The sequence below is a fragment of the Ruegeria sp. CDSB136 genome, from assembly GCF_059610965.1.
The window spans coordinates 67,858-80,749 of record NZ_JBXWOP010000010.1; the positions used below are offsets into that span (position 1 = coordinate 67,858).

At 59.7% G+C, this 12,892-nt stretch carries 11 protein-coding genes; 6 read left to right on the plus strand and 5 right to left on the minus strand.

The features are described from left to right. Positions 1-25 precede the first annotated feature (25 nt). From glmU to AC2FIR_RS12335, 4 genes are read left to right on the plus strand one after another with little or no spacing between them, the layout of a single operon-like run. The gene (gene glmU, locus AC2FIR_RS12320) at positions 26-1,378 is read left to right on the plus strand and encodes a bifunctional UDP-N-acetylglucosamine diphosphorylase/glucosamine-1-phosphate N-acetyltransferase GlmU (RefSeq protein WP_496762442.1); all 1,353 of its coding nucleotides are present in this window, start codon (positions 26-28) and stop codon (positions 1,376-1,378) included. A gap of 3 nt (positions 1,379-1,381) precedes the next feature. Further along, entirely contained in the window at positions 1,382-3,205 is a 1,824-nt protein-coding gene (gene glmS, locus AC2FIR_RS12325; protein ID WP_496746115.1) for a glutamine--fructose-6-phosphate transaminase (isomerizing), read from the plus strand. Between the two features lie 3 nt (positions 3,206-3,208). Next, on the plus strand, positions 3,209-3,769 hold the full coding sequence (locus AC2FIR_RS12330; protein ID WP_496746113.1) for a pyridoxamine 5'-phosphate oxidase family protein: 561 nt from the start codon (positions 3,209-3,211) through the stop codon (positions 3,767-3,769). Continuing rightward, positions 3,759-4,445, plus strand: coding sequence for a DNA alkylation repair protein (locus AC2FIR_RS12335; protein WP_496746111.1), 687 nt, complete (start codon positions 3,759-3,761; stop codon positions 4,443-4,445). The genes AC2FIR_RS12330 and AC2FIR_RS12335 overlap by 11 nt, the downstream gene beginning before the upstream one ends. On the opposite strand, the gene AC2FIR_RS12340 is transcribed toward AC2FIR_RS12335, so the two are convergent. Beyond that, the gene (locus AC2FIR_RS12340; RefSeq protein ID WP_496746109.1) at positions 4,433-4,849 is read right to left on the minus strand and encodes a hypothetical protein; all 417 of its coding nucleotides are present in this window, start codon (positions 4,847-4,849) and stop codon (positions 4,433-4,435) included. The two genes, AC2FIR_RS12335 and AC2FIR_RS12340, sit on opposite strands and share 13 nt — an antisense overlap. A gap of 90 nt (positions 4,850-4,939) precedes the next feature. On the opposite strand from AC2FIR_RS12340, the gene moaA reads away from it, so the two are divergent. Together moaA and AC2FIR_RS12350 are read left to right on the plus strand one after the other, a co-directional pair. Beyond that, positions 4,940-5,947: a GTP 3',8-cyclase MoaA gene (gene moaA, locus AC2FIR_RS12345; protein ID WP_496746107.1), complete on the plus strand. Its 1,008-nt coding sequence runs from the start codon at positions 4,940-4,942 to the stop codon at positions 5,945-5,947. 1 nt (position 5,948) lies between these two features. Further along, positions 5,949-7,244 carry a 3-deoxy-D-manno-octulosonic acid transferase gene (locus AC2FIR_RS12350; RefSeq protein ID WP_496762444.1) on the plus strand — a complete coding sequence of 432 codons (1,296 nt, stop codon included), beginning with the start codon at positions 5,949-5,951 and terminating at the stop codon, positions 7,242-7,244. Positions 7,245-7,338: 94 nt separating this feature from the next. On the opposite strand, the gene AC2FIR_RS12355 is transcribed toward AC2FIR_RS12350, so the two are convergent. The 4 genes from AC2FIR_RS12355 to AC2FIR_RS12370 are packed head-to-tail and all read right to left on the minus strand — an operon-like array spanning position 7,339 to position 12,731. Next, the gene (locus AC2FIR_RS12355) at positions 7,339-8,502 is read right to left on the minus strand and encodes a M20 aminoacylase family protein (protein ID WP_170677864.1); all 1,164 of its coding nucleotides are present in this window, start codon (positions 8,500-8,502) and stop codon (positions 7,339-7,341) included. 18 nt (positions 8,503-8,520) lie between these two features. Continuing rightward, entirely contained in the window at positions 8,521-9,687 is a 1,167-nt protein-coding gene (locus AC2FIR_RS12360) for a M20 aminoacylase family protein (protein WP_480525197.1), read from the minus strand. Positions 9,688-9,738: 51 nt separating this feature from the next. Next, positions 9,739-10,905: an acetylornithine deacetylase gene (gene argE, locus AC2FIR_RS12365; RefSeq protein ID WP_496762446.1), complete on the minus strand. Its 1,167-nt coding sequence runs from the start codon at positions 10,903-10,905 to the stop codon at positions 9,739-9,741. 5 nt (positions 10,906-10,910) lie between these two features. Next, positions 10,911-12,731 carry an ABC transporter ATP-binding protein gene (locus AC2FIR_RS12370; protein ID WP_496746102.1) on the minus strand — a complete coding sequence of 607 codons (1,821 nt, stop codon included), beginning with the start codon at positions 12,729-12,731 and terminating at the stop codon, positions 10,911-10,913. Positions 12,732-12,892 lie beyond the last annotated feature (161 nt).

A 12,892-nucleotide genomic window follows, 5' to 3' on the forward strand; every position in this document is an offset into this window, starting at 1 on the left:
CAAAACACAAAGAGAAAACGATTTCATGACCACTGCCCTTGTCATCCTCGCCGCCGGAAAAGGCACCAGGATGAATTCGGAGATACCAAAAGTTCTGCATCCCATCGCGCAGGCCCCGATGCTGGTTCACGCCATGCGCGCCGGCGCAATTCTGTCCCCCGAACGCACTGTCATCGTCACCGGGCACGGGTCCGAGGCGGTCGCCAAAGCCGCGCGGGCCGAGGATGAAGACGTGCATATCGCCATGCAGGAGGAGCAACTGGGTACCGCCCACGCGGTCGCGCATGCACGCGGCGCGTTGGACGGGTTTTCCGGCGATATCGCGGTTCTGTATGGCGACACACCCTTTCTGCAACCGGACACTCTGGAACGGATGGTAGCCGCGCGGGCCGAGAACGATCTTGTCATTCTCGGGTTCGAGGCGGCCGATCCCGCCCGTTATGGCCGACTGGTCATGAAGGGCGACACACTGGAACGGATCGTTGAATTCAAGGACGCCTCCGAGGAGGAGCGCGCGATCACCTTTTGCAATTCGGGCCTTTTGGCCTGCGATGCCCAGACCCTGTTCTCGCTGATCGACGCGGTCGGGAATGGCAATGCATCCGGCGAGTACTACCTTACCGATGTTGTTGAAATCGCGGGAAATCGCGGACTGAAGGTCACCGCTGTTGCCTGTGATGAGGCCCAGACACTGGGTGTCAATTCCCGCGCCGATCTGGCGGCGGCAGATGCCGTTTATCAAACCCGCGCTCGTGCAGAACTGATGGATTTGGGCGTCACGCTGATGGACCCGCAGACCGTGTACCTGGCTGCTGACACAGTGATCGGGCGCGATACCGTGATTGAACCAAATGTGGTTTTTGGCCCCGGCGTTACCGTGGAAAGCGGCGCAACGATCCGCGCCTTTTCGCATCTTGAAGGATGCCATGTCAGCCGCGGTGCCATCGTTGGCCCCTATGCCCGCCTGCGTCCGGGCGCCGAATTGGCCGAAGATGCGCGTATCGGAAATTTCGTCGAAATCAAGAATGCAGAAATCGGTGAAGGTGCCAAGGTCAATCACCTCAGCTATGTCGGCGATGCCTCGGTCGGGGCCAGAACCAATATCGGCGCCGGAACCATCACCTGCAACTATGACGGCGTCATGAAGCACCGAACAACGATTGGTGACGATGTCTTCATCGGCTCCAACACTATGTTGGTGGCACCGGTCACGCTGGGCGACGGCGCAATGACGGCCACTGGCACGGTGGTCACTAGGAATGTCGATCCCGACGCACTGGCCGTGGCTCGTTCACGCCAGGAAAACAAACCGGGTTATGCGCGTAAATTGTTTGAAATGTTAAAGGCGAAGAAGGCTCGCCGCGACAAAGGAGCCTAGAATATGTGTGGTATTGTTGGCGTACTGGGACAGCACGAAGCCGCCCCTATTCTGGTCGAGGCGCTGAAGCGGCTGGAATATCGCGGTTACGACAGTGCGGGGATTGCAACGGTCAACAACGGCGCACTGGGGCGTCGGCGGGCCGTGGGCAAGCTGGTCAACCTAAGCGATCTGCTGGTGCACGACCCCTTGCCCGGAAAATCGGGTATCGGCCACACCCGCTGGGCCACGCATGGCGCGCCTTCGGTCACCAACGCCCACCCGCACAGGGCGGGCCCGGTGGCCGTTGTCCATAACGGCATCGTCGAAAACTACCGCGAATTGCGTGCTGAGCTGGCAGAAAACGGGATCGATTTCCAGACCGAAACCGATACTGAAACCGTCGCCCTGATGACCGAACACTACATGAAAACCGGTCTGAACGCGGTTCAAGCCGCCTTCAAAACGATCGACCGGCTGGAAGGTGCCTTTGCCCTGGCATTCCTGTTCGATGGAGAGGATGACCTGATCATTGCCGCCCGCAAAGGCTCTCCGCTGGCGATCGGCCATGGCGATGGCGAGATGTTCGTTGGCTCGGACGCCATTGCGCTGGCCCCGCTGACAGACAGGATCACATATCTCGAGGAAGGCGACCGCGCCGTCCTGACCCGCACGTCGCTGGAAATCCGCAATGACAAGGGTGACCTGGCCAACCGGGAAACGCGCCGGATCAAACTGGACCATACCCGAACCGACAAGGGCGGGCACAAACATTATATGGCCAAGGAAATCGCCGAACAGCCGATCGTGGTGGCCGAGGCGATCCGGTCCTATCTGCCGACAAGTGGCGACCGGGTCGTGTTGCCCGATGCGGATCTGGATTTCACGAAACTGGACCGGCTGACCATGGTAGCCTGCGGCACAGCCTTCTATGCCTGCCTGACCGCAAAATACTGGTTCGAACAACTGGCCAAAATGCCGGTCGAAGTCGATATCGCCAGCGAGTTCCGCTACCGCGAACCACCGATCACTGATCGGACACTGGCCCTGTTCGTCAGTCAGTCAGGCGAAACGGCGGACACACTGGCCGCGCTGCGCTATTGCGAGGGCAAGGCGGACAAGATCGTTTCGGTCGTCAATGTCCCCGAAAGCTCGATTGCCCGCGAAAGTGACATCGCCCTGCCGATCCACGCCGGCGTGGAAATCGGCGTAGCATCGACGAAGGCGTTCACGTGTCAGTTGAGCGTGTTGCTGATGCTTGCGCTCAAGGCTGCCGCCGACCGGGGCACGCTCAGCGACGAAGAACTGGCCGATCACGCCGCAGCTTTGCGCGGTCTGCCCACAATCCTGAACGCGGCGCTGGATCAAAGCCACGCCATCCGCAAATCCGCCCAGCGCCTGTCCGAGGCGCGCGACGTGTTGTTTCTGGGCCGGGGGCTGATGTATCCACTGGCCATGGAGGGGGCGCTGAAGCTCAAGGAAATCAGCTATATCCATGCGGAAGGTTATGCCTCGGGTGAATTGAAACACGGGCCCATCGCCCTGATCGACAAGCACATGCCGGTGGTTGTCATGGCCCCGCGCGACGCCGTTTTCGACAAGACGGTTTCGAACATGCAGGAGGTCATGGCGCGCAAGGGCAAGGTCATTCTCATCTCGGACGATGACGGCATTACCGACGCGGAAGACGGTGTCTGGAACACGATCCGCATGCCGCATGTCCATACAAGCCTGGCACCAATCCTGTATTCGGTGCCGGCCCAGTTGCTGGCCTATCACACCGCTGTCGCAAAGGGCACGGATGTGGATCAGCCGCGCAACCTGGCCAAATCCGTAACGGTGGAGTGAACCATGTCCAAACAATTCCCGGAACTGGACGCCGCCCAACGCAAGTTCATCGAAGACCAGCACATGTTCTTTGTCGGCACCGCAGGGCCTGAAGGTCGCGTCAATATCTCGCCCAAGGGCATGGATTCCTTACGTGTTCTTGGGCCCAACCGGATCGTTTGGATGAACCTGACCGGAAGTGGCAACGAAACCGCCGGTCATTTGCTGCAGACCAACCGCATGACGCTGATGTGGTGTTCCTTCACCACGCGCCCTCTGATCCTGCGCACCTATGGCACTGCACATACCCTGCATGTCGGCGACGATGGCTGGGACGAACTGGCCGCCCTGTTCCCCAATCATCGCAGCGCGCGGCAGATCTATGACCTCAGCCTCGACATGGTGCAGACATCCTGTGGCTACGCGGTTCCGTTCATGGAATTCCAATCGGACCGCGACACGATGCAAAAGTGGGTCGACGGAAAATCCGACGAAGACATCCGGGCCTATTGGGTCGACACGAACCACTCCACGATTGACGGCCACCCCACCCGTGCCTTGGAAAAGGGCGGCGATGCCGGATAGCTATCTCAACCAGATCAAGGCTCATGCCGACCCCGAGCGCGCCGATCAGATGGCGGCCTATCACAAGGTCGAGCGTCCTTATCTGGGGGTCGCCAATCCGGTTTTGAACGACCTCACCAAGTCGTGGCGGCAAGAGCTGGATGTTTCTGATCGCGTAGAAGTGGCGGACGCTCTGTGGCAGAGCAACATTCACGAGGCTCGTCTTGCTGCTGCCAAACTGCTGGCGCAGGCCCGTATCCGGCCAGATCAGGCGGTCTGGGAACTGCTGCACAGCTGGTTGCCGGATTTTGACGCCTGGGCGGTGGCCGATCACGCCTGCATGGCAATGCAAAAGCGCCTTACAGCAGACCCCGGGCGGCTGGATCAGGTGGAGCTCTGGACCGCCTCAGACCACATGTGGACCCGCAGGGCTGCGCTGGTCGCCACCCTGCCCTGGACCAAGCAGAACCACCCCAAACCCGACGATCTGCAGCGCCGCGACCGTATTCTGGGTTGGGCTGCGGGTTATGTTCCCGATCGTGACTGGTTCATTCAGAAATCTGTCGCCTGGTGGCTGCGCGAACTGTCCAAACACGATCCGCCCCGCGTCATTGCGTTTCTGTCCGCGCATGGCAGCCAGATGAAGCCCTTTGCCCGCCGCGAGGCCGGCAAATACCTGAAAGATCAGTTGGAATAGACTTCAAGTTCGACCAGAGCGTCGAGCGGCAACAAAAGTGCCCGCATTGCATCCAGCGACAGGCGGCTGCCCCCGCTTTCAGGTCCCGGCGCCGGAACCAGCGCAATATAGGCCTGTGCCCCCGTACTTGGGACCAGAACGCGCCCCGTGAACTCTGTCTCGACCAGAGGGGTTTCCATCCAGCGTCCCGGCGTCGTGGGATCACCCAGCGCGGCGACGGTCGTTCTGGCGCCGATCCAACCAGCCGCAGTGGCCGCAACAGGTTCCGGTTCGACCGCGTCCCCGGCAGACGCAGCATCCGGTTCGGCAGCACGATCGCCACCGCCAAAGACCCGGTCCGTCGTTGACCGAACCGCGTCACATCCCGCCAGCAAAGCGCACAACATCAAAACCGCATATCTCATGGCGACAACCTATCGATCTGTGCCCATCTATGCCAGCGCGAAGGAAACTTCACCCTTGTCGTGGGCAGGCCGCAGCTTTACCTATGTCGCATGACAGCTCCACTTATCGACCCGTTTGCGCGCGCCATCACCTACCTCCGTGTTTCCGTCACGGATCGCTGCGATTTCCGCTGCGTCTATTGCATGTCCGAAAACATGACGTTCCTGCCCAAGAAGGACCTGCTGACTCTCGAGGAGCTGGATCGCATGTGTTCGACATTTGTCCGGCTGGGCGTCGAAAAGCTGCGCATAACCGGCGGGGAACCACTGGTGCGCCGTAACATCATGAGCTTTTTCAACGCCATGACCCGGCATCTGGACAGCGGCGCGCTGAAAGAGCTGACGCTGACAACCAACGGATCACAGCTAAACCGTTTTTCCGAGGACCTGTATGCTGCAGGCGTGCGCAGGATCAACGTGTCGCTGGATACGCTGGATGACGACAAATTCGCCCGCATCACCCGTTGGGGCCGCCTGAAACAGGTGCTGAACGGCATTGATGCCGCACAAAAAGCCGGATTGCGGATCAAGATCAATGCCGTGGCTCTGAAAGGCTTCAACGAGGAAGAACTGCCGCGCATCACCCAATGGTGCGCCGAGCGTGACATGGACCTGACCTGGATCGAGGTCATGCCGATGGGGGACATCGGCAACGAAGATCGTCTGGATCAGTACTGGTCACTCAAGGATGTGCGGGCCGAATACGAAAACCACTACCGGGTCACCGATCTGGCCGAGCGGACCGGCGGCCCTGCCCGCTATGTCCGGCTCGAGGAAACGGGGCAGAAGATCGGCTTCATCACGCCGCTCAGCCACAATTTCTGCGAAAGTTGCAACCGCGTGCGGCTGACCTGCACGGGCGAGCTGTACATGTGCCTGGGCCAGGAAGACATGGCCGATCTGCGCGATCCGCTGCGGGATCATCCGGATACGGAACAACCGCTCGAAGACGCGATCCGCGCTGCGATCAACCTCAAACCCAAGGGGCATGATTTCGACTATTCCCGTCAGGCGGTAGATGGCCAGATGAGCCGCCATATGAGCCACACAGGCGGCTGACATGCCGCGCCGGAATGGCCAGACACTGCTTTATCGATTGTATTGCGGCCTGACCTCAATTGCCGCACCGCTTGTCTGGCGTTGCGTGCGTAACAAACTGCAGGCCGCAGGGGTTCCCCAGGCACGGCAACAGGAACGCCTCGGTCACGCAAGCCAGCCCCGTCCAGATGGCCGCCTGGTCTGGTTTCACGCCGCCAGCGTCGGAGAAAGCCTGTCCGTTCTCAGCCTGATCAATCGGCTTGCGGAAAAGCTGCCAGATGCGCATTTCCTGATCACATCCGGTACTCCGACCTCGGCGGCCCTTATCGAAAAGCGCCTTCCGCCCAGAACGCGCCACCAGTACCCGCCGCTGGACACCGGCGGCCCCGTCGGACGGTTTCTCGCCCATTGGAAGCCCGATGCCGGGATCTTCGTCGAAAGCGAAATCTGGCCGCACCTGATTGTCGAGGCCTCGCACCTGGGAACACCGCTTGCCCTGCTCAATGCCCGCCTGTCGGACAAATCAGTCGCTGGCTGGAAAAAGCGTCCGCAAACAGCGCGGTTCATCCTTGAACAGTTTCGCTTGTTTTTGACCCAGAACGACAAGGCGGCGGCCAACCTGCTGGCCATGGGGGCACCGGCAGATCGGGTCAAGCCCGGGACCAACCTCAAGTCGATGTCCGACCCCCTGCCTGTGAACAAAGAAACGCTGACCAGCATCCGCAGCCAGATTGCCGGGCGGCCGGTTTGGGTCGCCAGTTCCACCCATGCCGGAGAAGAGGAAATCGTGCTGGCGGCCCACGCGCAATTGCTGGAAAGATGGCCCGACCTGATACTCCTGCTGATCCCCCGCCATCCTGAACGGCGCGAAGATGTCGGTACATTGATCCAGCAGGCCGGCCTTTCCATGTCGCTGCGCTCTGCCGACATGCCAATCACGGCAGACACGCAGGTCTACGTCGCCGATACCCTCGGCGAAACCGGAACATGGTACGCCTTGTGTCCGATCGTGTTTTTGGGCGGCTCGCTTAAGGAAATCGGCGGTCACAACCCGTTTGAACCGGCACAGGCCGGCGCGGCCGTCATTACCGGGCCGGGGTATTTCAACTTTGCCGAAACATTTGCGCCTCTGATCGACAGTGGCGGCTCAATCGAGGTGCGGACAGCAAAAGACCTTGCCACCGCCGTCACCACTTGGCTGAGCGACAAAGTGGCATTAGCGGAAGCCCAAAGCGCCGTCAAATCCTGCGTGAACACTCAAAAATCGGCGCTGGACGACGTCACAGATACACTCTGCAAGTATCTTTCTCTCACGTGATCGCCCGTGGGGTCCACGCTTCATCTGGCTAAAAATATCCCGGGGGAGGCGCGCCATGGGCGCGACGGGGGCAGAGCCCCCATCGCCTTTGCCGTCAGGCGGCCGGCATCCTTTGTTCAACAATCTCGGCCCACCAACTGCATCCTGCCGGAATGGCCTCATCATTGAAGTTGTATTGCGGGTGATGCACCATCGCCGTGTCGCCGTTGCCAACCAGAATATAAGCGCCCGGACGTTCTTCCAGCATAAAGGCAAAATCCTCGCCGCCCATGACCAGAGGTGCCTCCTCGCAAGCGCCTGAGACTGAACGCGCCACGTCCGCCGCAAAATCGGTCTGCTCGTCGCTGTTCACCATGACCGGATAGCCTCGGATATAGGTCACATCAGCGGTCCCACCGTAAGTCGCGGCAACGCCGTTGCAGATTTCGTTGATCCGGCGCTCAGCCAGATCCCGCATAGCATTGCTCATGGTGCGCACGGTTCCCTTGATCTGAACCGTCTGAGGGATCACGTTGAAAGCCTTGGAGGAGGTTTCGAACGAGGTTACGGATACCACAATCTGATCGACCGGATCGGCATTACGCGAAGCGATGGTCTGCAACGCCAAAACTGCATTGGCGGCCAGGACGGTCGTATCAACAGTTTCATGTGGTTTGGCCGCGTGGCCGCCAAGGCCTTCGAACGTGATGTCGAACTGGTCAGTAGCTGCAAAGAACGCACCCGGACGGATCGCAAACGACCCTACGGGCTTACCAGGCCAGTTGTGCATTCCATAGACTTCCTGAATATTCCAGCGATCCATCATGCCATCTTCGCACATCTCGCGCCCGCCGCCGCCGCCTTCTTCGGCAGGTTGGAAGATGACCACAACCGTTCCATCGAAATTGCGGGTTTCAGCCAGATATTTTGCGGCCCCCAACAACATCGCCGTATGCCCGTCATGGCCACAGGCATGCATGGCACCCGGAGTTTTCGATGCATAGTCCAGCCCGGTCGCCTCATGGATCGGTAGCGCATCCATATCCGCCCGAAGTCCGATGACCTTGCCTTTGGTATCCGACTTGCCCTTGATCACGCCAACAACGCCGGTTCGCCCGATGCCGGTTACAATCTCGTCACAGCCGAATTCCTTCAGCTTGTCGGCGACCACCGCGCTGGTGCGATGCGTTTCGAACAGTATTTCCGGATTTTCATGAAGATCCCGTCGCCAAGCGGTGATTTCTTCCTGCATCTCGGCAAGGCGGTTCTTGATAGGCATGTCATTCTCCCCTGTGTGTCATGCGACAGGCATTCGTCGTTCCACCACTTCCGCGTACCAACTGCAGCCCGCGGGTATGGCTTCGTCATCAAAGTTATATTCAGGATGGTGGCACATGGCGGTGTCCCCATTGCCAACAAAGATGTAGGCGCCCGGCCGTTCTTCAAGCATGTAGGCGAAATCTTCCGACGGCATGATCGGATCGACGCTATCATTCACCTTGCCGGCAACAGCCGCCGCAGCTTCGGCAGCATAGCCTGTTTCCGCATCGGTATTGACAGTCGCCGGGTACCCCGGCGTCCAGATCACTTTTGCCGTTGCACCAAAGGCCGAGGCCGTGTCCTCGGCGATCCGGCGCACCCGCTCTTCCGCGATCGCGCGATACTCGGGATCCAGCGTTCGCACCGTGCCTTGCAACCGCACCGTATGCGCGATCACGTTCGACGCAACGCTATCAGTCACGAAGGTGCCGACCGTCAGCACCACACGCTTGATCGGATCGACGGTGCGCGACACAACCGACTGCAAAGCCACGACAATATGAGATGCGACAAGTGTTGTATCCACCGCATCATGTGGCGCGGCGGCGTGCCCGCCCTTGCCCGTCACAACAATCTCGAATTCGTCGGACGAGGCCAGCAAGGCCCCGGGTCGAATGGCGAACTCTCCCACCGGAAGACCCGGCATATTGTGCATACCGTATACTTCCTGAATGCCCCATCGTTCCATCAGGCCATCCTGACACATCGCCAATCCGCCCGCGCCGCCTTCTTCGGCGGGCTGGAAAATCAGAACAACGGTCCCATCAAAATTCCGGGTCTCAGCCAGATACTGTGCCGCCCCCAGCAGCATCGAGGTATGGCCGTCATGCCCGCAGGCATGCATCTTGCCCGGCACGGTCGAGGCATAGTCGAGCCCGGTTGCCTCTTCGATGGGCAGCGCATCCATATCGGCGCGCAGACCCACGACACGACCCTTCGTGTCGGTCCGCCCCCGGATCACGCCAACAACGCCTGTTTTGCCGATACCGGGCGTAATCTCATCTACGCCAAACGCTTTCAGGCGCTCTGTTACAAAGGCGGCCGTTTCGTGGACGTCATACATCAATTCTGGATTGGCATGCAGATGGCGGCGCCATTTGGTGATCTCGCCATGCATTTCGGCTAGCCTGTTTTTGACGGGCATTTTCATCCTCCTGTGACAAGAGTTTCAATATCGACCAAGTGGCCACAAATCTCAGGCGCCGAGCTTGTTTACCAGCCGCTCCATAAATCTGTGACCTTCATTGAACTGTGCAATCGTTATGAACTCGTTCGGCTGATGGGCCTGTGCAATATCGCCGGGGCCGCAAATAACCGCTGAATAGCCCGCTTCCTGAAACTGCCCCGCTTCAGTCCCGTAGCTGACAACATGCGAGGCATTGTCCCCCGTCAGGGATCGCACCAAGGCCTCGGCCTCTCCATCAGGTTCGGGCACCAGCGCCGGTACTGCAAAATCCTCGGCCACGTCGATGCGCGCTTCCGGGTGGACCTGCTGCATCCGGGCTTCGATCTGCCGCACCTGCTTCAGATAGTCCGTTCTCCAGTGCGATGCCTGTTCACCGGGCACCACTCGGAAATCCATCATAAACCGGCAGTCCTTGGCAGTGATATTGTGCGCCGTGCCCCCTTCGATCATCCCGACATGGCAGGTGGTCCTGGGCGGGTCGAATATCGCGGCGACATCACTCGGTTCGGCTGCCATATTCTCGGCATTACGATCGTTGGCCCAATCGATCAGCGGCGCCGCCGACATGATCGCGTTGACCCCGGTATGCATGATCGAGCTGTGGACCTCAAACCCGACAACATGTGTATCATACCCGAAGCTGCCCTTGTGGCCCGTGACGGCCTGCATCATCGACGGCTCGCCCACGATCACCGCGGATCCTTTGGGCAGAAACTCCTGCATGGCTTCGATCATCGGCGGGGCTCCGGTGCAGCCAACCTCCTCATCAAAGCTCAGCGCCAGTTGCAGAGGTCGTTTGAGATCCGCGTATTGCGCCTCGACCAATGCCCAGATGGCCAGTGCGTCAAAGCCCTTCATGTCGCAGGTTCCGCGTCCGAAATATTTGCCGTCTCTTTCAACAACAGTGAAAGGGTCGCTGTCCCATGGCTGCCCGTCAACGGGCACGACATCGGTATGGCCGGACAGGACAACCGCCCCTTCCTGCCAGGGGCCAACATGGGCCAGCAGGGCGGCTTTGTGAGGCTGGTTCGGATCGGGCCAGCGATGCGACGTGATGCCGTGGCTGGCCAAGTAGGCCTCGACCCAGTCAACCAGAGGCAGGTTGGTCTCACGGCTCACCGTCGGGAACGAGATCAGGCGCGTCATGATCTCAAGCGGCGTCAGGCGGTGCGGCATGGGGATCAGTAACCGCTATCCGTGGTTAGGACGAAGTGACCCGGCTCGACCTCGCGGTATTCCGAAGGTTCGGGTTTATAGCCGATTGGATGAATTGGCGACGGGATCGGCTTGAAATTCAGATCCTTTTCCGATTTCCGCTGGTTCGGATCGGCAATCGGAACAGCCTTCATCAGCGCCTGAGTATAGGCGTGTTGCGGGTTCTCGAACACACGGGCACGCGGGCCAAGTTCGACAATACGGCCCAGATACATGACGCCTACATGGTGGCTGACCCGCTCGACCACGGCCATGTCGTGGCTGATGAACAGATAGCTGAGGCCAAGTTCCGACTGAAGCTCCATCATCAGGTTCAGAACCTGCGCCTGGACCGATACGTCAAGCGCCGATACCGCCTCGTCCGCGACGATCAGTTTGGGGTTCAGCGCCAGCGCTCGGGCAATCGCGATCCGCTGCCGCTGACCACCCGACATCTCGTGCGGGAAACGACGCATGAAGCTGCGCGGCAACTGTACCTTGTCGAACAGTTGCGCCACACGGTCCTGCAACTCCGAGCCTGACGCGACTCCGTAGTTGCGCATCGGTTCTGCCACCTGATCGATCAACTGCATCTGCGGATTGAGCGAGGCGAACGGGTCCTGAAAGATCATCTGCATATCCAGCCGCGCTTTGCGCAGGCCTGCGGAATCCAGTTTCATGATGTCGAGGCCATCCAGATTGACCTCACCTGCCATCGGCTCGACCAGCCGCAGGATCGACCGACCCGCCGAAGATTTGCCGCACCCTGATTCGCCCACAAGGCTCAGCGTCTGGCCTTTGTTCAGGGTGAACGAAACGTCTTCAACCGCGTGCACATTGGAAATCGTGCGACGCAGCAGCCCACCCTTGACGGGGAACCGGGTGGTCAGGTTCTTGACGGTCAGCAGAACTTCTTCGGTGCCGGGGATTGGCGCGATGTTCTGCCCTTCGACACCCAGCAGCTTCATCGGTTCCGGGGCCGATTTTCCCTGCATTTCGCCCAGTTTCGGAACAGCGGCCAGCAGCGCCTTGGTGTAATCGTGCTGCGGATTCTCAAAGATCTCCTTGACCGTGCCCTCTTCGACCTTGTTGCCGCGGAACATGACCACGACGCGGTCGGCCATCTGCGCCACAACCGCCATGTCATGCGTGATGAACATCACTGCCGTGCCGGTTTCCCGCTTGAGCCGGTCCATCAGTGCGAGGATCTCGGCCTGAATGGTCACGTCCAGCGCTGTGGTGGGTTCATCCGCAATCAGCAGGCGCGGCTCGCAGGCCATGGCCATGGCGATCACCACCCGCTGGCGCATGCCGCCGGACAACTCGTGCGGGTATTGCTTCAGTCGCCGTTCGGGTTCTGGAATGCGGACCTGACGCAGCAGTTCCAGCGCGCGGTCCTCGGCCTGCGACTTGGACAGATTCTTGTGAATCCGCAACCCTTCGGTCAACTGCCGGCCAACGGTAAAAACGGGGTTCAGCGCTGTCATCGGCTCCTGAAAGATCATTCCGATCTCGTTGCCGCGAATCTGTTTCATCAGATTCTGATCGGCCCCAGACAGGTCCATTTCGGTCTTGTCGCGCCGGTCAAACAGCAGTTGCCCACCCGCGATCTCACCGCCGCCGAATTCCACCAGCCGCATCAGCGACAGAGACGAGACCGATTTCCCCGACCCCGATTCACCAACGATACATACGGTTTCGCCGGGATTGACCGAAAACGAGACATCTTCGACCCCGACCACCGGACCATCCTTGGTCTGAAATTCGACCCTGAGATTCTTGATCTGGGCAATAGGCTGATCCAGCACGCGCACGCTCCCCTTGGCGGCTTGTTATTTTTGAATGCCAAACGCTAAGGCGGCAGGAAGGGAAAAGTCAAACGCATTGCAGGTTTTCCTTAAGGCAAGGCTTGCAATTTTCCAAAACTCTGTTTCGATACGCCGAGTAACCGTTTTTGGGAGATGGCGGA

What these genes read in the sequence shown, in the direction of transcription:
- glmU (WP_496762442.1), top strand. Translation starts at nt 26, where the DNA reads ATGACCACTGCCCTTGTCATCCTCGCCGCCGGAAAAGGCACCAGGATG.
- glmS (WP_496746115.1), top strand. Translation starts at nt 1,382, where the DNA reads ATGTGTGGTATTGTTGGCGTACTGGGACAGCACGAAGCCGCCCCTATT.
- AC2FIR_RS12330 (WP_496746113.1), top strand. Translation starts at nt 3,209, where the DNA reads ATGTCCAAACAATTCCCGGAACTGGACGCCGCCCAACGCAAGTTCATC.
- AC2FIR_RS12335 (WP_496746111.1), top strand. Translation starts at nt 3,759, where the DNA reads ATGCCGGATAGCTATCTCAACCAGATCAAGGCTCATGCCGACCCCGAG.
- AC2FIR_RS12340 (WP_496746109.1), bottom strand. Translation starts at nt 4,849, where the DNA reads ATGAGATATGCGGTTTTGATGTTGTGCGCTTTGCTGGCGGGATGTGAC.
- moaA (WP_496746107.1), top strand. Translation starts at nt 4,940, where the DNA reads ATGACAGCTCCACTTATCGACCCGTTTGCGCGCGCCATCACCTACCTC.
- AC2FIR_RS12350 (WP_496762444.1), top strand. Translation starts at nt 5,949, where the DNA reads ATGCCGCGCCGGAATGGCCAGACACTGCTTTATCGATTGTATTGCGGC.
- AC2FIR_RS12355 (WP_170677864.1), bottom strand. Translation starts at nt 8,502, where the DNA reads ATGCCTATCAAGAACCGCCTTGCCGAGATGCAGGAAGAAATCACCGCT.
- AC2FIR_RS12360 (WP_480525197.1), bottom strand. Translation starts at nt 9,687, where the DNA reads ATGCCCGTCAAAAACAGGCTAGCCGAAATGCATGGCGAGATCACCAAA.
- argE (WP_496762446.1), bottom strand. Translation starts at nt 10,905, where the DNA reads ATGCCGCACCGCCTGACGCCGCTTGAGATCATGACGCGCCTGATCTCG.